This window comes from Undibacterium parvum, assembly GCF_003955735.1.
Classification (GTDB): Bacteria; Pseudomonadota; Gammaproteobacteria; order Burkholderiales; family Burkholderiaceae_D; genus Undibacterium; species Undibacterium parvum.
Map to the genome: position 1 here is coordinate 4,365,939 of NZ_CP034464.1, position 23,267 is coordinate 4,389,205.

At 49.4% G+C, this 23,267-nt stretch carries 17 protein-coding genes and 1 tRNA gene; 3 read left to right on the forward strand and 15 right to left on the reverse strand.

Annotation, left to right across the window (positions count from 1 at the left end; translation table 11 throughout):
* Positions 1-4: 4 nt before the first annotated feature.
* Positions 5-94: transfer RNA gene (locus EJN92_RS19115), tRNA-Ser, on the forward strand.
* A gap of 104 nt (positions 95-198) precedes the next feature.
* Here EJN92_RS19115 and EJN92_RS19120 read toward each other — a convergent pair.
* The 13 genes from EJN92_RS19120 to EJN92_RS19180 all read right to left on the reverse strand — a co-directional run bounded on the left by EJN92_RS19120 (position 199) and on the right by EJN92_RS19180 (position 17,393).
* Positions 199-1,494 carry an NAD(P)/FAD-dependent oxidoreductase gene (locus tag EJN92_RS19120; RefSeq protein ID WP_126129288.1) on the reverse strand — a complete coding sequence of 432 codons (1,296 nt, stop codon included), beginning with the start codon at positions 1,492-1,494 and terminating at the stop codon, positions 199-201.
* 220 nt (positions 1,495-1,714) lie between these two features.
* Positions 1,715-3,052: a glutamine synthetase family protein gene (locus EJN92_RS19125; protein ID WP_227869610.1), complete on the reverse strand. Its 1,338-nt coding sequence runs from the start codon at positions 3,050-3,052 to the stop codon at positions 1,715-1,717.
* Positions 3,053-3,128: 76 nt separating this feature from the next.
* The gene (locus EJN92_RS19130; protein WP_126129289.1) at positions 3,129-4,427 is read right to left on the reverse strand and encodes an NAD(P)/FAD-dependent oxidoreductase; all 1,299 of its coding nucleotides are present in this window, start codon (positions 4,425-4,427) and stop codon (positions 3,129-3,131) included.
* Between the two features lie 182 nt (positions 4,428-4,609).
* Positions 4,610-5,995 carry a type III glutamate--ammonia ligase gene (glnT, locus tag EJN92_RS19135; protein WP_126129290.1) on the reverse strand — a complete coding sequence of 462 codons (1,386 nt, stop codon included), beginning with the start codon at positions 5,993-5,995 and terminating at the stop codon, positions 4,610-4,612.
* 91 nt (positions 5,996-6,086) lie between these two features.
* Positions 6,087-7,574, reverse strand: coding sequence for an aldehyde dehydrogenase (locus tag EJN92_RS19140; protein WP_126129291.1), 1,488 nt, complete (start codon positions 7,572-7,574; stop codon positions 6,087-6,089).
* Positions 7,575-7,759: 185 nt separating this feature from the next.
* Positions 7,760-9,181: a DUF3138 family protein gene (locus tag EJN92_RS19145; protein WP_126129292.1), complete on the reverse strand. Its 1,422-nt coding sequence runs from the start codon at positions 9,179-9,181 to the stop codon at positions 7,760-7,762.
* A gap of 55 nt (positions 9,182-9,236) precedes the next feature.
* Complete coding sequence (locus EJN92_RS19150) at positions 9,237-10,079, reverse strand: ABC transporter permease (RefSeq protein WP_126129293.1); 843 nt, start codon at positions 10,077-10,079, stop codon at positions 9,237-9,239.
* A complete protein-coding gene (locus tag EJN92_RS19155) occupies positions 10,076-10,990 on the reverse strand; it encodes an ABC transporter permease subunit (protein ID WP_126129294.1) in 915 nt (304 codons plus the stop codon). Before EJN92_RS19155 ends, EJN92_RS19150 begins: the two co-directional genes overlap by 4 nt.
* 11 nt (positions 10,991-11,001) lie before the next feature.
* Positions 11,002-12,150, reverse strand: a complete 1,149-nt coding sequence (locus EJN92_RS19160; protein ID WP_126129295.1) for an ABC transporter ATP-binding protein — start codon at positions 12,148-12,150, stop codon at positions 11,002-11,004.
* A gap of 106 nt (positions 12,151-12,256) precedes the next feature.
* Entirely contained in the window at positions 12,257-13,315 is a 1,059-nt protein-coding gene (locus EJN92_RS19165; RefSeq protein ID WP_126130023.1) for a polyamine ABC transporter substrate-binding protein, read from the reverse strand.
* A gap of 239 nt (positions 13,316-13,554) precedes the next feature.
* Positions 13,555-15,009: an aspartate aminotransferase family protein gene (locus EJN92_RS19170; protein ID WP_126129296.1), complete on the reverse strand. Its 1,455-nt coding sequence runs from the start codon at positions 15,007-15,009 to the stop codon at positions 13,555-13,557.
* Positions 15,010-15,123: 114 nt separating this feature from the next.
* The gene (locus EJN92_RS19175) at positions 15,124-16,494 is read right to left on the reverse strand and encodes a glutamine synthetase family protein (RefSeq protein ID WP_126129297.1); all 1,371 of its coding nucleotides are present in this window, start codon (positions 16,492-16,494) and stop codon (positions 15,124-15,126) included.
* 134 nt (positions 16,495-16,628) lie between these two features.
* Positions 16,629-17,393 carry a gamma-glutamyl-gamma-aminobutyrate hydrolase family protein gene (locus tag EJN92_RS19180; RefSeq protein ID WP_126129298.1) on the reverse strand — a complete coding sequence of 255 codons (765 nt, stop codon included), beginning with the start codon at positions 17,391-17,393 and terminating at the stop codon, positions 16,629-16,631.
* Between the two features lie 252 nt (positions 17,394-17,645).
* Here EJN92_RS19180 and pdxR point away from each other — a divergent pair, with 252 nt between their 5' ends.
* Entirely contained in the window at positions 17,646-19,151 is a 1,506-nt protein-coding gene (gene pdxR, locus EJN92_RS19185; protein WP_126129299.1) for a MocR-like pyridoxine biosynthesis transcription factor PdxR, read from the forward strand.
* 14 nt (positions 19,152-19,165) lie between these two features.
* On the opposite strand, the gene EJN92_RS19190 is transcribed toward pdxR, so the two are convergent.
* Both EJN92_RS19190 and EJN92_RS19195 read right to left on the reverse strand, forming a co-directional pair.
* Entirely contained in the window at positions 19,166-20,386 is a 1,221-nt protein-coding gene (locus EJN92_RS19190) for a CaiB/BaiF CoA transferase family protein (RefSeq protein WP_126129300.1), read from the reverse strand.
* Positions 20,387-20,405: 19 nt separating this feature from the next.
* Positions 20,406-21,596 carry an acyl-CoA dehydrogenase gene (locus EJN92_RS19195; protein ID WP_126129301.1) on the reverse strand — a complete coding sequence of 397 codons (1,191 nt, stop codon included), beginning with the start codon at positions 21,594-21,596 and terminating at the stop codon, positions 20,406-20,408.
* Positions 21,597-21,887: 291 nt separating this feature from the next.
* Between EJN92_RS19195 and EJN92_RS19200 the strand changes: the two genes are divergently transcribed.
* Complete coding sequence (locus EJN92_RS19200) at positions 21,888-22,802, forward strand: LysR family transcriptional regulator (RefSeq protein ID WP_126129302.1); 915 nt, start codon at positions 21,888-21,890, stop codon at positions 22,800-22,802.
* Positions 22,803-23,267 lie beyond the last annotated feature (465 nt).

Here is a 23,267-nt window from a genome sequence, read left to right on the forward strand (position 1 = left end):
GCTCGGAAGGTTGGCAGAGCGGTTGAATGCACCAGTCTTGAAAACTGGCGAGGTGTTAAAGCCTTCGTGAGTTCGAATCTCACACCTTCCGCCACAGAATTGGCAAAAAGCTCTAAGTATGAAAATACTTAGAGCTTTTTTGTTTTCGTATATAAATTTGCTAAACCCATTCTTTGTACGCTCGGTATTGTCTTGAGCTTAGAAGTAATCACGCAAGCGATAGTAAGACATGCCCAGTACCTGAAATAGCCCGGCCAGCCGTTCACCGCCAGGAAATGCTGGATTTTTTAAGGCGCTAAATAGTTTCAGATGGCTGTCGTCGCCACATATGGCTTCGCCCAATACCCGTCCGGCGACACAGGTGGGAATAATGCCGTGGCCGGAAAATCCCTGGGCCCAATACACATTGCCGCAATGGCCAAAATCGGGAGTGCGCGGCATGCTGATGTCTAGGTGACCGCCCCAGGTGAAATCGATTTTTGTGTTTGCAAGTTGTGGGAAAACTTTCAGCATGTCTTGCCGCATGCCTTGCGTCAGATTGTGTGGAGTACGCCCTGTGTACGAGCATTTCCCACCAAAGAGCAGGCGTTGATCTTGTGAGAGTCGGAAATAATCCAAGACAAATTGATTGTCCGATACCGCGTGGCCGCTAGGCAGTAGTTGGCGCGCTAGCGTAGGCGTGAGCGCTTCGGTGGCGATCATATAACTGCCTACCGGGATGATTTTCTTTTGTAGGCAAGGATCGAGGTTGTCTATGTAGGCATTACAGGCCAGTACCAGTTGATTAGCCAGTATCTGACCCTGAGCGGTCTGCACCATGAGCCTATCACAGCCGGCTTGAGTGGTATAGCTGAGTGCTTTGGAGTTCTCGTAGATGCACACGCCCAAGGCTTCGGCGGCGCGCGCTAAGCCCAGCACATACTTGAGCGGGTGCAGATGTCCGCCTTGTGTATCTAGCAGTGCCGCCTGATATCGTTGCGAGCCTATATGTTCGCCGACCTGGTTTTTCGGTATAAATTGCAGATGCTCGTAAGCCCATTTCTGGGATGCTTCTTGCTGCCAGTCTGTGAGTATCTTGACGCGATGCGGTAACACCGCAGTCCATAGATGACCAGGCATCAGTTCACAATCGATCTGATGTTCAGCGACCCGTTCTCGGATTTCTTGCGCGGCTTGCTGTACCAGCTGCCAGACTTGTTTGGCCCCCTCGCGTCCTAAGGCGGCCTCGAAGGGCGGCATGTCGCAAGAAAATCCCGGAATAATTTGGCCGCCATTGCGGCCAGAGGCGCCCCAGCCGACCCGGCTCGCTTCTATGATCGCTACTGATTTCCCGGCTGCGGCTAATCTTAGTGCGGTATATAAACCAGTAAAGCCAGCACCGACGATGAGTACATCAACGCTGAGATTCTCTTGCAAAGACGGACGCTTAATTTGCAAGTCCAGACTGCTGGCGGCGTAATAACTGGCGATGTGTTCGGGGCTGGATTCAAACATGGCGGCTATTGCTTCATATTGAAAATGGTGAATTCAAAGCTACTAATTGAAAAATGCACCGGCCGCTCACGCATATCCCATGCGCCTTGCAGGCCAGATAGACTGGAAACCCGCATGGAATATGCGCAGTGGGCCGGTGCTTATTTAATTTTACGGAAGACCGGGCTAGCCGGGTTTCCGCATAGCTGTTTCGCTAAATCAACGGTAGTAGCCGCTGCGATCAGGTTTGCGCTGCCAGGAAACGTCTTTCCCAGGCGCCGATTTCGTACAGATAGCTTTTATATTCTAGTTGTTTAACCGAGCAATAGGCCGTAACGAAAGCCTCGCCTAAGATACGGCGTGCCGTAGTGCTGTTTTGCATTTGCGCTAGGGCTGCCATGAAGCTAGGCGCCAGATCGTGACTGCAATCATAGGCGCTACCTTCGACTGCTGCGCTTGGACTGATTTTTTCTTTGATACCGGCCAAGCCCGCTGCCAGCGAGGCGGCGATGGCCAGATAAGGATTCGCGTCGGCGCCAGCAATCCGGTTTTCCACTCGTCGGGCAGCAGGACCAGCTAGAGGAATACGCAAGCCAGCAGTACGATTGTCGACACCCCATTGCAGATTAATCGGCGCTTGGCTACCAGGTATAAAGCGGCGGAAAGAATTTACTGAAGGCGCAAACATCAACATCATGTCCGGCAGATATTTTTGCAAACCCCCGATGAAATGCATAAAGCGTTCGCTATCGCTGCCATCGGCATTACTGAAAATATTTTTGCCGCTGGCATCGACCACGCTTTGGTGTAGATGCATGGAACTGCCTGGTTGGCCCGCGATAGGTTTGGCCATAAAAACCGCGTTCATGCCATGCTTGATGGCGATTTCCTTGGCGGCGTATTTAAATAAGAAGGCTTGATCGGCCAAGGCCAAAGGATCGCCATGCACTAAGTTGATCTCGTATTGCGACAGGCCGACTTCATGGATCCAGGTGTCGGCCTTGATTCCCAGGGCATCAATCGCGGCATTGAACTCATCCCAGAAGGGCGCTAGTTCATTGAGCATATTCATGCTGAAGGCCGATTGGCCATTCTCGGCGCGGCCATTTCTAGCCACGGGCGCGGCCAGTGGCAGATCAGGATTGGAATTGGGCGCGGTGAGATAAAACTCTATCTCCGGCGCGACTACCGGCGTCAAACCGAGTGCGGCATATTCTGCCAGTACGCTTTTTAAGATAGAGCGTGGCGCGAATTGGCACAGATCCCCACTCAGTTCTACGCAATCATGAATCGCAAAGGCACGTGGCAGACTGCTCCACGGGCATAATTTGAGCGTGCTGTAATCTGGCACCAAACGAATATCAGGATCGGCATCAGGGAAGATAGGATCATAGGAATAATCACCAGTGATCGCTTGCATAGGGATGGCTTGAGCGATACGCAGCTCGTCACCGCGTGCGAAGCTAGCCGCTGGCATCAACTTGCCACGCGGATAGCCAGAGACATCGGGGAACATACATTCGACATCACGAACCGCATGTTGCTGGAAAAATTCTTGTATTTGGTTGGGCGTGTTCATAATTCTTTTTTTAAGTTTGTTGCTCGCGCGTGGCGCGCAAGATGGTCGCTAATGCCTCTACTTTCGCTATGGCGGGTTACAGTAGATCTTTGATTTGGTAGTACAGCATCCCCAACACCAGTGCAGGTGTGCGCATTAATTTGCCACCAGGGAAGGGGTGATGTTTGATCTTGGCCAATAAATCAAAGCGACTAGCTTGACCAGCGATGCTTTCCGCCACCAGTTTGCCAGCCATGCCTGTGAGCGCTAAGCCGTGACCAGAAAAGCCCTGCAAATAATAGATGTTGTCGCTAACACGGCCAAAGTCGGGGCCACGATTCATCGTGATATCGACAAAGCCGCCCCAGGAATACGGCACATTGAGATCCGATAACTGCGGAAAAACGGCTAGCATACGCTTGCGCATACTCGCGACCAGATTGACCGGCGTGGCTGAACTATAGCTGACACGGCCACCGAACAGCATGCGGTGATCTGCCGTGGTACGGAAATAGTCGAGTACAAAATTGGTGTCGCATACTGCTGAGCGCTGCCGTATCAAGGCGTCCGCACGTTCTTTGCCCATAGAGTCGGTGGCGACAATATAGGTGCCGACTGGCATGATGCGTTTATCCAGTTCAGGCGCCACGGTCTTACCGTAAGCACCCAGATACACATTGCCTGCCAAGACCACAAAATCACAGCTCACTTCGCCTTGTGCAGTTTTTACCAAAGGCTTACTACCGCGCACGATGTCCACGACTGCTGAGTTTTCGTAAATTTGCACACCTGCTGCGCGGGCTGCGGCAGCCAAGCCCAGGCAGTACTTGAGTGGGTGCAAATGACCAGATAGGGGATCAAACAGGCCAGAATGAAAGCGCTCGCTGGCAATCCAGTTGCGGATGTCGGCGGGGGCGATAGGCTGCATTTGATAGCCGTAGCGCTTTTGCAGATCGTTGCTCCATTCAGCTAGTTGACGACCCTTTTTTTCATTCACCGCCACGCTCATGTAGCCAGGTACGAAGTCACAATCTATCGCATGCTCGGCAATCCGGCTGCGTATCAATTGCATGGCTTCGACCGTGATATTCCAGGCGCGACGTGCCTCATCGGCACCAAACTGCGATTCGATCGCATCGTCGCTGGCATAGCCAACGATGGCTTGGCCGCCATTTCTACCAGAGGCTCCCCAACCCACAGTTTTGGCTTCTAAAACCGTCACGCTGTAACCTTTGGCGCGCAACTCCAGTGCGGCTGATAGACCTGCGAAACCAGCGCCGACTATGCAGACATCGGCGCTGATCTTGCCGCCTAATGCGGCCGACGTTGTCGGGCGCGTGACACTGGCCTCGTAATAAGAGTTTTCGGTTAATTGCGCTTCTTTGTTCAGTAACATAGATAAAACCTGACCATTCTTTGTTGGTTATTTATCAGAACTTTCGCAAAAGCCGCCCCAATGCCTTGTATCTGCCTTACCGTATGAAGTACTGTCTTCGGCGGCCTAGCTGGGACAATTTTGCGTAAGTTCTAATGATGCGACAATACGTGTCTGAAAGATTTAATTCATTTTAGACTTGATCAGAACTTAGTCATGTAGCGGCTGCTTTCCCAGTTGCTGACGTGCTGACTGTATTCCATCCACTCGGCGCTTTTTAAGCTGACGAATTCATGCACAAAGTTTTTGCCTAAGGCGCTGGTAAGTATCTGGTCTTGTTTTAAGGCGTCTGCTGCAATTCCTAAATTTTGCGGCAAAATTTTCAAACCTAATTCATCACGCTCGCTCGCCGTCATTTCATAAATATCACGATTGATAGGCTGACCTGGATCGAGCTCCCGCTCTATGCCGTCCAAGCCAGCGGCGATCACGCCTGCCAGTGCGAGATAAGGATTGGCAGAACTATCTGGCAAGCGCCACTCTATGCGCTGATACACCACGCGTGCCACGGTGGTGCGGTTATTATCACCAAAGCCGATAAAGGCGGGCGCCCAGCTCGTGCCGGAGAGCGATTCGCCGCACATCAGTCGCTTATAAGAGTTGACAGTAGGTGCGCACAGGGCGGTGAGTGCGGGCGCGTGCTGCAATAAACCTGCCATGAATTGGTAGGCGATAGTCGATAAACCTAAGCCGCGTTGATCATCGGTTTTATCCTTGGCAGAACCAAAAATCAGATTGCCATCGGCGTCAGCAATGGATAGATGGAAATGCAAACCACTACCTGGCCTATCGGCGAAGGGCTTAGGCATCATGGAGAAAATCATGCCTTCTTCTTCGGCGATATGGTGCGCCGCCATCTTAAAGAGCATAAAGTTATCGGCAGCCTTGAGCGCATCGGCATACTTGTAATTGACCTCAAACTGACCGCTAGCGTCTTCATGATCAATCTGGAATACACCCAGACCACAGGCGTCTAACGAGGCGGTTAATTTCTCTAAAAACCGAGTGCGGCGCAATAAGCTCTTGGTGTCGTAAGATGGTTTCTCTAAAGTGTCACCGGCTTCTGAATCTATCTTGCCATCTTTGTCTTGCAGTAGAAAAAACTCGGGTTCTAGTCCCGCATTCAAGGTCCAGCCACGTGCCGTCAGGCGCTCTACCTGTTTTCTTAAAATTTGGCGTGGACATACTTCAAAGGGCTGACCTGCAACGTGTCCGTCCAGTACTACCCGCGCATATCCGGGCAACCAAGGCATGCTTTGCAATGTGCTTAGATCGGCGCGACCATAATATTCTGAACGTGGACCTGTACGAGGTAAGCCTGTGCCCCAGATCGAGGGACCAGAAAAACCAGCGCCCGGATAGACGATGTCGTCAAGGTGCTTCAAGGGAATGAGCTTGCCCTTTGCGGCACCATGAATGTCGGTGAATTGCGCAAACACGAATTTAACATCTTGTTTTGCCAGTTTGGCTTGATGCTCTTCTATTGTCGCTGTACTCGTAGCATTATTGTTTGTGTTCAGTGTAGTCATGGTGTTTATATTTTTATGCGATTCAAATAAACCAAATGTTCGTGCTGGTAGGACGTGCTTAGCGAACGTGCCTAGCGAGCGTACTTACCAATTAACGTATCCGTATCCAGGTCGTCTTGAGTTCAGTATATTTATCAAAGGCGTGTAAAGATTTGTCGCGCCCATTACCGGATTGTTTGTAACCGCCAAATGGCACGGTGATATCGTCACCATCGTATTGATTCACATGTACCGTACCGGCCCGCAAGGCACGCGCAGTCTTGATTGCGGTACTCAGGTCGGCCGTCCAAATTGCCGCTTGCAAGCCAAATGGGGTGTCGTTAGCCTGCCTGATTGCGTCTTGAATATCGGTAAAAGTGATGACGGAAAGCACAGGGCCAAAGATCTCTTCCTTAGCAATTTTCATACTACTGTTGACTTGATCAAAGATGGTCGGAGCCACATAGTAACCGCCGCTCTCTAGCTTGACTTGCTGGCCGCCATGCAAAAGTTTGGCGCCTTCTGCATTGCCCGCATCGATATAGCCCATCACTGATTTAAGCTGAGTCGCATCCACGATAGCGCCCATGATAGTGGCTTCATCAAGCGGATCACCCGGTTGGAAGTCGGGCATCATGGCCAAAGCTTTTTCTAAAAACTTGTCCTTGATAGAGGCTTCTACAAACAAGCGGGAAGGGGCATTGCAGCTCTCGCCCTGATTGAAATAAATAGAGCCTATCGCTGCCTCGACCGCTTCATCCAGATCGGGGCAGTCAGCGCAGACGATATTGGCCGATTTTCCGCCTAACTCTGTCCATGCACGTTTTAGATTCGACTGGCCTGCCATCTGTAAAATTTGTTTGCCTATCTTGGTGGAGCCGGTAAAACCTATGCAATCGACATCCATGTGCAGCGCTAATGCTGCGCCCGCTTCGTGACCGTATCCCGGCACTACATTGAAAACGCCGGCTGGGATACCCGCTTCGATGGCAATCTCGGCTAATCGCAGTGCAGTTAACGGTGATTTTTCGGAAGGTTTGAGTATGACGCTATTGCCTGCTGCTAATGCGGGAGCAATCTTCCATGAGGCCATTAACATAGGATAATTCCAGGGCACGATGGCGGCCACCACGCCGACAGGTTCACGGGTAATTAAAGCCAGACTGTCAGAGGCAGTAGGCGCGATTTCATCATAGATTTTGTCGATAGCTTCGCCATACCAACGCAGGCAATTTGACGCGGAGTTGACGTCAACACTTTGGCTATATTTAATTGGCTTACCCATGTCCAGGGTTTCGAGCAAGGCTAATTCGTCACTGTGTTTTAACACCAAATCAGCAAATTTAATCAAAACACGTTTGCGTGCAGCTGGTGCTTGCCCGGACCAGCGACCATCTTCAAAAGCGGTCCGCGCGGCGGCTACCGCCAGATCAACATCGGCTGTCTCGCAACGTGCTACTGAGCCCAGACTGCGTCCATCAATTGGTGAAATATTGTCGAATTGTTTTTCAGAGACAGCCCAAGTACGGCTGCCGTTAATAAAAGCACGGCCGTCGATGTTGAGTGCGGCAGCGCGCTCATGCCAGAGTCTGTTCGTCATAATATTTCCTTTTTCTGTCGATCTAGTTCGGCCTCCTGATTTGCCAGGACTGCACGAGGTAATAAATTTTTTGTAAAAAAATAGCAAATAAAGCGCTAACAATCAAAATCAGCGTAAAAGTGGAGACCAACTCTATGATCCCCACTTTTTAGGCTTGCTTACGGATGTCAGCAATGTCGATGGATTTAAAAACTGACGACTGTTGATGCCCCAAACATTAAATTATCTTTTTTGTAGGTCTTCGACGGTACATCGTAGAAGGTATTTTCTGAGGAGCCATCGCGACGTAATTCAAATTTCAAGATTGCGTTCGGCGTCAAAGAGTAATTCATACCTAAGGTCAGTGCATAGCGATTCGCGCCTTTGTTTGGATCGCTGATCAGACCTGTTACATTGTCGATTCCAGGCCCAAAGCCATTGCGATAATCACCGCATGTGGCCTCTATCGTAGTTGCCCCGCTAGGATCTGTTGCGAAGTCGGGGAGACTACATTTACCAAATACTACCGTCGGCACACCACCGCCATTGGCACTATTCTTGACGTAATCCATGCGTACCAAAGCTTCTAGGCGGGGCGTGATTTTGTAGGCAGCCAAACCGGATAAACCTATCCATTTTGCATCACCACCGTTATAGGCCCCATTACTGGTTTGGCCCACTTCAACTTGACCTAGTAGCGACAAGTTGCCACGGGTGAAAAACGTATCTAGTTCGACGGAGTTTACTGTGGTGTTCGCAGATGACTTACCATGCAGACCAGAGGCCCCGAAACCACCAAATTCGCCAGTAGAATAATCAACGCGCCAGTGTAGAGATGGCGATTTACGGTCGGTAATGCGGCCATTATTGGCGTTGCCGACGATCAGCTTAATATCTAATGGTCCATCGATATGTTCGTAGCCGAAACCGGTCATAAAGGTTGGGTCAACGAAGTCAAATAATAGATTGTTGGTGATTGTTTTCTTTGATTGCGCGCCGGCAGCGCCCGGGTAATCGTAGCCAGCCCATGAACCAAATTGTCCAGCCAAAAAGCGATTATTCAAACCGATGAAGGGTATCGAAACCGTTGCCTGATGGACTATTGAACCAATATTGTAACCACCACCGTCACCATAACTCTTATGCGGCATTAGTTCCAACAACCATTTTGTGCCGCCTTCCATCTCTTTTTCGAAACGCAGTAAAGCAGTGCCGAAGAATGCATTGTCATAGGCGTAGGAAGTTTTTTGACCAGCAAGAGTGCCATCACCATTCTGATCTGCGAAGTTTTTCATGAACACCACACTGCTGGTGTCCTGGCGTTGGTTGTAGATGTACGTTGGATCTATGTATCCAGATACTTTTAAACCTTTAAAACCGCCAGCTTCCAACTGATCTTCCATTGCTTCTGTCTTAATCTTCATGCGATTAAATTCAGCTTGATTCTCGACCGATGTGGCGGCCACCGCGACTGATTTAGTGTTGATGGATTCGACCATGGCTTCGAGTTGCTTAATTCTCGCCTTCATCGCATCGAGTTCAAGTTTTAAGTCTTGCGCACTTTGCGCCATCGCAGCTACTGGAAATGCCAAAGTGATTGCGATCACAGCTTTTTTCAAAATATGCATGTTTGCTCCTAAGGATTATTTGTGAATTTTTGGTCGTTCTAAAAGTTCATATTTTTTAATGCAGTGCTTCAGCTTGAAAAGCAGCAGAAATTTGTTTTTGACGCAAACGCTCCGCTCTGACTATGTACCAACTTGATAAAATCACGCCTATCGTTACGACTAAAATTGTTAAGGCGGCGACCACATTGACCCGTGGATCCAGACCCAACCTGGCGCGGGAAAAAATCACTATAGGCATAGTGGAGTAGCCTGGGCCAGTCAAAAATGCAGATAGAACTACGTCATCTAAGGATAAGGTGAAAGTAAGTAACCATGCAGATGCCAGGGCCTGGGTAATATTTGGAAACGTCACCAAGGTAAATACTTGGAAAGGTTTGCAACCAAGATCCATTGCCGCTTCTGATAAAGATTTGCTCATTTCGGCCAAGCGTGATTCGATGACGACGGTTGCGTAAGCCATCCCAAGTACCGTATGGCCAAACAAAATTGTCATCAAGCCGCGCTGCGGGAATCCAAACATCTTTTCAAACGAGACAAACATCAGCAGCAAAGACAAACCTATGATGACCTCAGGCATTACTAGCGGTGAACTGACCATTCCTTTGAATAATGCACGCCCTGGAAACCGACGGTAATTATTCAAACTGAAGGCAGCAAAGGTGCCAAGTATTACCGATGCAGTGGCAGCCATCAGGGCAATTTTTAGCGACAATAGAAAACCAGAAATAATTTCCTGATCGTCAGCTAATGCGGAATACCAGTGCAAGGTAAAACCACTCCAGACCATGTCCTGGCGTGAGTTATTGAAAGAAAAAACGATCAGCATCAATATGGGAATATACAAAAATAGATAGCCCAGCGACAGCCAGCCACGGCCAAACCAACGATATGCGTTCATGTTTTCTCCGGCGTTTGATTATTTTGATATTTATTGAAAATGCCCATAGGTACCAGTATCAATAAAATGACGACCACGGTAACGGCAGAAGCCATAGGCCAATCGTTATTGCTAAAGAATTCATCCCACAGTACGTGGCCTATCATCAGCGTTTCTGGGCCACCCAAGAGTTCAGGGATAACGTATTCACCGACGCAGGGAATGAAGACCAGCATGGCGCCGGCGATGATGCCTGATTTCGATAAAGGTACGGTAACGCGCCAGAAGGTGTTCCATGGATTAGATCCGAGATCAGCGGCTGCTTCAATAAAACGTACGTCCATTTTGGATAGATTGGTGTAAAGCGGCAAAATCATAAACGGCAGGTAGGTGTACACCATGCCGACCATTAATGAAAATGGCGTATTCATCATATGTATCGGGGCATCGATCACTCCGATGGAAAGCAGAAAATGATTCACTACACCGTTATTGGCCAACATCCCTTTCCAGGCATAGATGCGCAGTAAAAACGAAGTCCAGAAAGGCAGCATGACCATCATCATCAGAGTTGGTCTGATAGAAGCTTTGGCGCGCGCCATAAAATACGCAAACGGGTAGCCTATCAATAAGCAAAACAGCGTAGTGATCGCAGCAAATTTAATCGAGCTCAAATAAGTCAGCACATATAAATTATCTTCTGCGATGAACAGATAGTTGCTGATCTTGATTTTTAACGATATCACACCATCAACATACGAAAAGATGCTGCCAAACGGATTACTGATCTCCATCTCTACCATGCTGATCTTCAAGATGATGAAGAAGGGCACTAAAGAGCAGATAAATAGCCAAAGATAGGGAATGCCAACCACAGCGGTTTTGCCACTGAACCACTTAAACAGGATAAGGTCTTTCAGAAATTTTTTCACGATGGTTGCCCTTATTGGGTTAATACCACCATAGAAATGTCGGACCAACTGGCGTAGACCTTGTCACCCCATTTCGGATGAAAGGCGCCATGTCTTACCGTATTGCTGACGGTCGCCTTGACCTGCATACCAGTGGCTAATTTCAAGTGATACACGGTATAGCTGCCTAGGTAGGCCAGTTCTACTATTTCGCCATACACCACGTTATGTGTTTGCTCAGGGGCTTCGGCACTGATAGTGAGCTTTTCTGGACGCACCGCCACCGAGACTGGCATGCCTATGGTGCCAGTAATGCCGTGACCTACATAGTGTTTGCATTCTGGGCTGTCGACAACAACGTGATCAGGTTCGTCTTCAACCACTTTGCCGTTAAACATATTGACGCTGCCGATAAAATCAGCGACGAAGCGACAATTAGGCGTTTCGTAGATGTCTTCTGGCTTACCAATTTGCTTAATTTTCCCTTCGCTCATGACTGCCACGCGCGATGCCATCGTCATCGCTTCTTCCTGATCATGCGTCACCATGACGCAGGTTACGCCGACTTGCTCAATGATATTAACCAGTTCGAGTTGGGTACGTTCACGCAGTTTTTTGTCTAGTGCTGCAAGTGGTTCATCAAGTAACAGCAACTGAGGGCGTTTGGCCAAGCTTCGCGCTAAAGCAACGCGTTGCTGTTGTCCGCCGGATAGTTGATGAGGCTTGCGCTTGCCAAATGTCGATAGCTGAACCAATGCCAGCATTTTTTCTACCTGTGCTGCCACTTCGTCTTTCGGCATACCATCTCTGCGTAGACCGAAGGCGATGTTATCCCAGACCGATAAATGAGGAAATAGCGCATAAGACTGGAACATCATGTTAATCGGCCTATGGTAGGGGGCGACTCCTACGATATCTTTGCCGTCGAGTAAAATCTGGCCGGATGTGGGTGATTCAAAGCCAGCAAGCATGCGCAGCAGCGTTGATTTTCCACAGCCTGAACTGCCGAGCAAGGCAAAAATTTCGCCTTTATTGATGCCAACAGACACATTGTCGACTGCGCGCACATCACCAAATTCCTTGATCAGATTATTGATTAACAAAAATGGTTTTCCTGCGCCATTACCTGTCGCTGTTGTGGCTGAAGAGCTTGCTATATCGCCATGAGATGGTAACGCCATGAGATGCCTTGATAAAAAAATGGTTGAGCTTCGCCAAGGTCATTGGGTAAATGACCATTCGGCACTTTCATTGATTATTGCGTCCGACGAATCGGACTCGTGGGAATTACATACCAGTTTTAAACTGGGTATAGATGCGTGTCATTAAGCGTCGGATATCAGAATTAACTGCTTCAGGAGACGTCATTTTTTTCTTATCTGCGTCGCTCAGATAGACAGTTTTATTTTCTGAAATTTCTTTTTTCACGAATTTGGTTGCCGCCGCATTCGGGTTTGCGTAAAAAACCTTATTCGAGATAGAAGCATGAACTTCTGGGCGCATGATGTAATTCATCCAAATATGGGCGTTGTTCGGATGTGGTGCGTCGGTAGGAATCGCCATGACATCGAAAAACATAGTGGCCGATGTACTAGGGATTAGAGCCTGGATCTCGATACCATTTTTGGCGTCAATGGCACGTTGACGGGCGATGTTAATGTCGCCTGACCAACCCAAAGCGACACAGACCGAACCATTAGCCATGTCGTTAATGTAGCCAGAGGAACTAAACAGGGTGACGTATGGGCGGATTTTTTGTAAAAGGCGGCCAGCTTCTTGGTAATCTGCAGAAGATTTCGAGAATGGATTTTTACCTAGGTATTGCATAGCCGGCGGCAGTATTTCAGACGGTGCATCGAGGAAGGATACGCCACAGGATTTGAGCTTGGAGATGTATTTAGGATCAAACACCAAATCCCATGAATTTGCTGGCATAGGGAGATCGCCCAGCGCTGCCTTAACTTTAGCAACGTTGATGCCGACGGTGGTGTAACCCCATAACCAATCGATTACGTGATCGTTATTTGGGTCTAGTTTAGATAAAGCCAATTGAATTGCCGGATCCAGATTGGCTATATTTGGCAGTTTGGTTTTATCTAATTTCATTAATAGACCACCCTGAATTTGCAGGTTGGCCCAATTGGAAGACGGTACCACGATGTCGTAGCCGGTTTTTCCTGCAACCAGCTTGGCGTGCAAAATCTCATTGGTATCGAATAAATCGTAACGCACCTTGATTCCGGTCTCTTTCTCGAAATTCTTGATGGTGTCTTCTGCGATATAGTCTGACCAATTGTAAATATTCAGTACTTTTTCTTCTTGCGCCTGGGCTGGTGTGAATGCCATTGCGCTCAATACGCTGGCTGCGAGCAGCGTTGAAACGCCACGTTTGAATTGCTTCTTTAAGCGTAATGCCTTGGTTGAAACCATCATGTTTATCCCCTGTCGTATTAGATTGAATTGCGACTACGTTTCGTTTTACAGCGCTTCTTATTCGGCGACTTGTTTTACTTTATTGCACTACATTTTTTATCTTACTTTTTTTGTCTAACTTTGTCATTGCCTTGTCTGATACTAAGCAATTTCTATACCCAGCCACGCCCCTGTAAATCTGCCAGTGTTTTATCCAGGCAGGAGCGAATCAGGCCTATCATTTCATCGATTTGCTGCACACTAATACACAGCGGTGGTGCGATGATCATCCTATCACCGACAGCACGCATGATCATGCCGTTACCGAACATATATCCACGACAAATCATGCCTACATTTTGCTCTGCATCGAACAAGACACAGTTATGCACCAATTCGGCTTTTTCTTTCACCAAATTGAGGCCGGCGACTAGGCCGCAACTATCTGCAAAGCCTACCAGAGGGTGAGTCGCGAGTGTGGCAAATTGTTGTTTTAGATAAGGACCAGTTTCTGTCGCGACTTTTTCGACTATTTTCTCATCCTGAAGAATACGTATATTTTCCAATGCAGCAGCGCACGCAACTGGATGGCCGGAGTAGGTGAAGCCGTGATTGAAGTCGCCGCCTTTTTCTATCAGAACATTCGCTACGCGGTCGCCCACCATTACACCACCCAAAGGGATGTAGCCCGAGGTAACGCCCTTGGCGAAAGTCATGAGATCTGGCTTGATACCCATTAACTCGGAACCGAACCACGTGCCGAGTCGACCGAAGCCGCAAATGACTTCATCGGCGATCAGTAAAATGCCGTATTTATCGCAAATTCTTTGAATTTCTGGCCAGTAAGTAGCCGGGGGAATAATCACACCGCCTGCGCCTTGTACTGGTTCACCTATGAAGGCCGCAACTTTTTCCGGACCGACTTCAAGAATTTTTTGTTCTAGCCAAGACGCTGCTTCAATTCCAAATTCGGCTTCAGTTTTGCCGCGTCCCGCCTCGAAATAATTTGGCTGACCTATGTGTTCTATGCCAGGGATGGGCAAACCACCTTGTGCATGCATGCCGCCCATGCCACCCAATGAAGCACCAGCGACGGTGCTGCCATGATAGGCATTGTGGCGACTGATAATGACATGCCTATCGGTGTAACCGAGTAGATCCCAGTAGCGACGTACCATGCGTAGATTGGTATCATTGCCTTCTGAACCTGAGCCAGTAAAGAACACATGATTAAATTGTGGCGGCGAAATTTCTACCAGTTTGGCTGCCAGTTGTACCGCTGGCACATTGGTGGTGTTGAAAAAGCTATTGTAAAACGGCAGCACTTCCATTTGTTGATACACGGCTTCCGAGATGCTGCTGCGGCCATAGCCAACGTTGACGCACCAGAGACCAGACATGCCGTCCAAGACTTTTTTTCCCTCAGAGTCCCACAAATAGATGCCGTCGCCTTTGACCATAACGCGCGCCCCTTTTTCATTGAGATCTTTAAAATCCGTGAAAGGGTGCAGGTAATGCGCGGAATCGAGTTTTTGTATCGCTTTGGTATCGAAAGTCTGAGCCGCTTGCTTGGCCTCGTTAGCGCTGGCGACCAAAGTAATGCTGGGCTTTAAGGAATGAGAGTGCATGGCTATCCTAAATTCGAGAATGAGGTATTCGTGTTTAATACGATTGTGCAGCGTTTTTGACTATGAGCTAAGTGGCCTAGATCCGCCACTTAGCTAAAAAGTTGTCAGCGAATATTAAACGTGCAGCAGTAAATGTTCGCGTTCCCAAGGACTGATAACGGTCATGAATTCCTGATGTTCCAGATCCTTGATCGCTGCATACACATCGATGAACCGGTCGCCCAATACGCTACGCAATTTGTCCTCGGCACGCAGTAATTGCAAAGCTTCTGGCAAACCTTGTGGCAGTTCAAATTTCAGATCATAAGCGCTACTAACAGTCATAGGTGTAGGCTCTAATTGCTCTACCATGCCTAGGTAGCCGCAAGCCAGTGTCACAGCTAAAGCCAGATAGGGATTGGCATCTGCACCGATAATACGATTTTCAACGCGTCTATCTTGCGAGCCTGATTCTGGCACGCGGAAACCCACGGTGCGGTTGTCCATGCCCCATTGAATATTGATAGGCGCTGCGGTGTGGCGCACGATGCGACGATAAGAATTCACATAAGGCGCAACGATGGCCATCGCTGCCGGCATATATTTTTGCAAGCCACCGATATAGTGTTTAAAGATAGGGGCAGCCGAACCGTCTGCATTACTGAAAATATTCAAGCCAGTTTTGCAGTCGACTACACTTTGGTGCACATGCATCGCCGAACCTGGCTCGCCCGCCATAGGTTTTGCCATGAAGGTCGCATACATATCATGTTTTAGCGCGGCTTCACGCAAGGTGCGTTTAAAGAAAAATACTTTATCTGCCAGGCTTAAAGGATCGCCGTGCAAGAAGTTAATTTCCATCTGACCAGCGCCGATTTCATGAATCAAGGTGTCGACGTCCAGGTTCATCAACTCGCAATAGTCATAGATGTCTTCAAACAGTGGATCAAATTCATTCACCGCATCGATGCTATACACCTGGCGACTGGTTTCGGCTCTGCCACTACGGCCAATAGGCGGTTTCAAGGGTAAATCTGGATCGATGTTTTTTGCAGTCAGGTAAAACTCAAGTTCTGGCGCAACCACTGGTTTCCAGCCTTTGTCTGCATACAATTTAAGTACCCGGCGCAATACTGAGCGTGGTGCGAAGTCAACCAATTTTCCATCGGCGAAGTAGCAATCGTGGATGACTTGTGCGGTTGGATCGGTGGCCCAGGGAACCATGGTGATGGTACCCGGATCAGCTTTCAAAATCATGTCGCGGTCGGTGGATGAAATTGCTCTATCGTAAGCGTCATCATCGGTAGGGTAGTTGCCGGTCACCGTCATGCCTAAAACTGCTTCAGGGATGCGCATGCCGCGCTCTTGCGTAAATTTTCCGCGAGGTAGGATTTTGCCACGTGCTACGCCAGTCAAATCGGGGACCAGACATTCTATTTCAGTGACCCGGTTTTCATTGAGCCATACATCCATGTCGGTGTAGCTAAAATTTTCGCGAATTGCCATATTTATCTCTCTATTGTCTTACTCGTTGCGTCTTTACTCTTGTCTATGCTTAGTCAGGAATCTCAGACGCGCTCTATTTCTATACTCGGCAGCAGGGCACTACGGCACCCGTCTAGCCCATAATTCGTAAGTCCTCATTCTGATTTACCTCGCTTGCTTTGATAGTCGCGACAAGCCTGACCAAAGGCATTAAAAATCTTGATGGAGGCGGGGTTATTCATCAAATCCCATTCCGGATGCCATTGCACTGCGAGTGCAAAGGAACCCGACTGACCAAAACTATAAGCCTCAATCAGGCCATCATCAGCACGCGCTTCTACTTGCAGGCCGGGCGCTAGTTCGGCGATACCTTGTCCATGTAGTGAATTGACTTTTAGTTGTAAAACACCATCGAGTATCTGGGCCATCTCACCATTCGGCGTCAGACTGATCTGATGCACGGGTGCGTATTGCTGTTCTTGCGGGAGAGACTTATCTTCACGATGATCGAACTTGCCCTCGACCTCTTGCACAGCCTGATGCAAGCTGCCACCGAGGGCAACGTTGACTTCCTGGAAGCCACGACACACCGCAAAAATTGGTATGCCACGCTTAAGGGCTGCGCGTATCAAGGGCAGGGTGGTGGCGTCGCGCGCTGCATCTTGTGGCAATGCCGGGTTATGCACCTCTTGCTGGTAATGACTAGGATGAACATTGGAATAGGCGCCAGTCAACATCAGGCCATCAGCGGTCGCCAGCACGGTGTTGAAATCGGTCTCGGCCCCGAAAGCCGGTAAGACTAGGGGCAAACAAGTTGCGCCGCGCACCACCGCATCGAGGTATTTCATTTGCGCCACATGAAAGGCGTGGTTGCCAATTTGAGCGGTACAGGCCGGAACGATAACGATAGGGCTAGGCATGGTATTTTTTAAAATCAATGTAAATAAAATTGTGAGCTAAAAACTGCATTGGAGTAAAAACATAAGTCAAATACTAATCTAGGTGGGTCCACTTGAACAGTGCTAAATGTTTTGCATTGCACCAAATTTACCCTTAAAAACCACACTTATTGCCTTGGGTTAAGTTTGAATAAATACCGAACACAGAATATTCTGAGTTTGGTATGATGGAAAGCGCCACTTTGTTCAATTCGATGGAACCACTTTATTTTTATGTCAATCGCGTCAGATTTACTCGCCAATTTGCTGGCTAAGGAAGATTTTTTTTCTGGCTTGTCGCAGCAGCGTAGGCTCTATGAGGCGGCCAAGACGGCTATTCATCAACAGCATTTGGGGGCAGGGACAAAATTGCCTTCAAGCCGCGATCTTGCCCGTGATTTGTGTCTTGCTCGCAACACTGTGGTGGCCGCGTTTGAACAATTGTCGAATGAAGGTTATGTCAGTAGCAGTTTGGGGAGTGGCACCTATGTGGCTGATTTGGCGGAGATGAAACCCATAGCTGATCAGAATAATCACCTGGATGCGCTTGCCCTGACGTCGGCGACCGCCCAGGTGGCAGCATTGTCACGGCGTGGCGCGCACATTACTGCATTTGCCGCCGGGCCTCGTTTCGAGATTCAGCCCTTCGTGCCTGGCGATGCTGACTTTAGTAATTTCCCGTTTAAGCTGTGGCAGCGCCTACAGAATCGGGTATGGCGGGAAGCTCGTTCTGAATTACTGGACTACGCTGATGCCGGTGGCTTTTTGCCCTTGCGACTGGCGATCGCCGAATATTTGCGGGTTTCGCGTTCGGTTAAAGTCGCAGTAGAAAACATCGTCATTACTTCGGGTACCCATCAATCTTTAGACTTATGCGCGCAACTACTGGCCGACGTAGGCGACACTGCGTGGGTGGAGGATCCCTGCTATTGGGCTGCCCGACGGGTGTTTGAGGCCTGCGATCTGCGCTTGCACCCGATTAAGGTCGATGCTGAGGGAATAGCGCTGGGGCCGGAAGATTTGGCGACTGATCCACGTTTAATTTACGTCACGCCCTCACATCAATACCCTACCGGCGCAGTGATGAGCCTGGCCAGGCGGCGTGAGTTACTCGATGTGGCAGTGCGTAAAAATGCCTGGATACTGGAAGATGATTACGATAGCGAGTTTAGGTACACCGGTCGGCCGCTGGCTTCTTTGCAGGGCTTGGATAGCGCCGATAGAGTGGTCTACATGGGGACCTTCTCAAAAATCCTGTATCCCGGCATTAAGATAGGCTATATGGTGGTGCCTAGTGCCCTGGCAGACCCCTTCAAGATTGCGCTCTATGATTTACAGAGACCCGGTCAATTAATGGTGCAGGCGGCCTTGGCTGACTTTATTTCGCAAGGACACTTCAGCACCCATATTCGTAAAATAAGACAGATCTACGGCGCCCGTCGGGAGTTGTTACGTAAGACTTTGGTCGCGCAGTTTGGCACTCAACTCAATCAGCGTGTGAGTATCTCCAGCGAGGAGTCGGGCTTGCATCTGGTGGTAGAGTTGCCAGATCAAGTCGATGATGTGGCACTAGAAAAATTAGCGGCGGAGTCGGGCATCTCAGTGAAGGCCTTGTCGACCTATTACCTGAAAGCACCGGTGCGGCGTGGTCTATTGGTTGGTTATGCCTATGTGACACCGGATAAGATCGTCTACTACGGGAAATTGCTGGCAGCAGTGATCTTGTCTGGGGTGCGCTAGTGCCGTCTACTCAATCAGATCAATCCTTGTGCGCGCAAGTGCGCTATCTGCTCTATATCCAATCCCAGCATTCGCTGTAAGACCTGTTCGGTATGTTGTCCTAACAAAGGCGGTGCTCGCATGGGCGCGATGGCGTCACCGGAAAACTGTACCGGATGCCGAACCTGAGGCACACTGCCTGCACTAGGATGCGGCACGTCAACCCGCATAGCGCGCGCCTGTACCTGTGGATCGACAAATACCTGCGCTAGATTATTGATCGGGCCACAAGGCACACCAAGGGCTTCCAAGGCTGCCGCCAAGGCAAATTTATCCCAATGTGCCAATTGCTCAGTGATCATGGGTATCAGAATCTCTCTATGTTGAACGCGTGCTGGGTTGTTGCAAAAACGCGTATCCGCACTCCATTCAGCTTTGCCCAATACTTTGCAGAAATTCCTAAATTGGCTGTCGTTACCGATCGCAATCACGATTTCACCGTCGGCAGTTGGGAAAGTTTGGTAAGGCACGATATTCGGATGGGCGTTGCCCCAGCGTTTAGGGAGTGTCTCGCTAACCAGATAATTCATGCCTACGTTGGCCAGCATTGCCACCTGCACATCGAGTAGGGCGACGTCGATATAACGACCAAGGCCACTACTGGCACGGTTTGTTAGTGCTGCAAGAATTGCACTGCTGGCGTACATGCCTGTCATTACGTCCACCACCGCTACGCCCACTTTTTGCGGGCCGCCGCCAGGCAGATCAGCGCGCTCACCGGTGATGCTCATGAGCCCGCCTATGCCTTGAATAGCAAAGTCGTAGCCGGCTCGCTCGGCATACGGACCAGTCTGGCCGAAACCAGTGATGGAGCAATAAATCAAGCGCGGATTAAGACTCTTTAAACTCTCGTAATCGAGACCATATTTTTGCAAACTACCGACCTTGTAATTCTCTATCAATACGTCAGCTTGCAGTATCAATTGACGTAGCAGGGCGGCGCCTGCTGGCTTGGAAAAATCCAGGGTCACCGACTGCTTGCCGCGATTAGCCGATAAATAATAGGCAGCTTCGCTACTTAAATTTCCGTCCGCATCTTTGGCGTACGGCGGCCCCCAATGGCGGGTGTCGTCACCGACACCCGGCTTCTCTATCTTGATCACGGTGGCACCGTAGTCCGCCAGAATTTGTGTGCACCATGGACCGGCCAATACGCGGGTCAGATCCAATACCTTGATGTCAGGAAGTAAGCTCATGGAGGTGGTGTACGCAATCTCAGCAGAAAGCTTGTATGCCAGTGATGGCGCGACCCAAGATCAAAGCATGAATATCATGCGTGCCCTCGTAGGTATTGACCACTTCCAGATTGACCATGTGGCGGACGATGCCGAACTCATCCGAAATGCCATTACCACCCAGCATATCGCGCGCGACTCTGGCAATCTCTAGTGATTTTCCGCAAGAATTGCGCTTCATGATGGAAGTGATTTCTACACTATCGGTACCTGCGTCTTTCATGCGGCCCAATTGCAGGCAGCCTTGTAAGCCCAGCGTGATCTCAGTCAGCATGTCGGCCAATTTCTTTTGTATCAGTTGATTCGCAGCCAGTGGACGGCCAAATTGCTGCCTGTCCATGACATAGCTTCGTGCGCGTTGGAAGCAATCTTCTGCCGCACCTAAAGCGCCCCAGGCGATGCCGTAGCGAGCCGAGTTGAGGCAAGTAAATGGACCTTTTAGACCGCGCACCTCAGGGAAGGCGTTCTCTTCAGGGCAAAAGACTTCATCCATCACGATCTCGCCGGTAATCGAGGCACGTAGGCCGAATTTGCCGTGTATCGCCGGGGCGCTCAAGCCCTTCATACCTTTTTCTAGAATGAAGCCGCGTATCTTGCCTTCGTCATCCTTGGCCCAGACCACAAAGACATCGGCGATCGGCGAATTAGAGATCCACATCTTGCTACCAGAAATGCTATAGCCACCCGGCACTTTTTTGGCGCGGCTAATCATAGAGCCTGGATCGGAACCGTGATTTGGCTCTGTTAGACCGAAACAACCTATCCAGACACCGCTAGCGAGCTTAGGTAAGAATTTTTGTCTTTGCGCTTCAGTGCCAAATTCGTAAATTGGTACGATGACCAGGGATGACTGCACACTCATCATGGAACGATAGCCAGAATCGACCCGTTCTACTTCACGCGCAATTAAGCCGTAGCTGACGTAATTGAGACCAGGCCCACCGTATTGTTCAGGAATGGTCGGGCCAAGCAGGCCAAGTTCACCCATTTCGCGGAAGATCGCGGGGTCGGTTTTCTCGTGGCGGAAGGATTCTAGTATCCGTGGCTGTAGTTTGTCCTGGCAGTAAGCCTGTGCCGCATCGCGCACCATGCGCTCTTCGTCTGTCAATTGTTGTGATAAGAGCAGGGCGTCGTCCCATTGAAATTCTGTTTTTGCGCTAATTGATTTCATTTTTTCTTCCTATTGAGCTGCTGATGGTGTTGCTGATGGGGCACTGATGAATGTGCTGATGAATGTGCTGAATTTCGCATAACGCATTCTATTTCTGCATAGATCTTAAGCTGGAGTCAGTGTGCGTAATCAGTGAAAATTTGTCTGTGCTAGCAATATAAAGAAAAGCTTAGCGCAATTCAAACGAATATTTTGCACGCTAGCAGCTCTACTTGTGCGTAAAACGCACAAGGTGGTACATTGTGAGAATAATTAAATTTTCTAATCCTCAGCTACTTAGGCTCATTCCGTATGCGCAGAAAAATTCCCAATACCTGGACCCTGATGGCGTTTGAGGCGGCCGCGCGGCATCAGAGTTTTACCAAGGCGGCCAGCGAATTGGCTTTGACCCAGAGTGCGGTTTGTCGGCAAGTGGCAGGTTTAGAAGAGTTTCTGGGCGTGCAATTGTTTTTGCGCAGTAAGCGCGGGGTGGTGCTGACCGAGGCTGGTTTGACGTATAGCCGACAGGTGGCGGTAAGGCTCAATTCGGTAGAACGCGACACCTTGGAGATGATGGCGCGGCGCGGTCAGGGCGGCAGTTTAGAAATCGCCGTGGTGCCTAGCTTTGCGACGCGTTGGTTGCTGCCGCGCCTGGCCTCGTTTCAGCGCGATTATCCCGATATTACGGTCAATCTGGCGACACGTACGCGGGCTTTTTTATTCAATGACACTGAGTTTGATGCCGCGATCCATTGTGGCAAGAGCGCTTGGCCAGGCGTGAGTGCGCATGACTTATTGCCAGAAAATCTGGTGGCGGTCTGTAGCCCGGCATTGATCGCCCCGTCCACCTACTTGAGGCCCGAGCAAGTGCAAAAATATCCTCTATTACAACAAAGTACCCGGCCGTATGCCTGGCGCGAATGGTTTGGCTCACTCGGTTTGAGTGTGGAGCACGACATGACGGGGTGCCGTTACGAGTTGTTTTCTATGCTCAGTCAGGCCGCGATTCACGGCATGGGGATAGCTTTGATACCGCCTTTTCTGATTGAGGATGAGCTTAAGGCGGGCCTATTAACTGTGGCAGTGCCGCACGCATTCTTAAGCGGAAATAGCTATCAATTACTGTGTCCAGAAGCGCGTTCCGAGAGCGCAGCCTTAAAGCAATTTCGGGAGTGGCTGTTATTGCAAGCTGCGAGCTATCGTGAATCGCATCTAATTTCTACATAGTTGGGGGAGTATCCACCTATGTCAGGTATTTGCGCACATGGAATATGCGCAAACGCATGGGTGGGGTCGATACAGGAGGGGAGTATATGATCTTTGTCGAGCTCGGTTAAAGCTAGCCTGCCTATGCAGGCGCTCGCCAGATTTCTCCAAAAACTATTAGTTTCTGGAGAAATTTTCTGAGGACTTCCGCCAAATTGTTACAGCTGGGTGTAAGGCCGAAGACGGTGCTTTTGTACGGCAAGGCCAGTACAAGGCCGCTTGGGTGATTTTTCGTAAGTCCTATTTCTATTAAATCGCCAAATTTGAAATGATTCATATCGCCTAGCGTAGCAAAATATGGCAGTATCAAATGAGTTTGCAAACGAGTTTGCAAATGGGCTTGTAAAGGGGTTGCTAACACCGCCAGTAGTTGTGGTTGGAATTGCATTAAATAATGAATACTCCTCTTTCGACGAAATAAAAAGC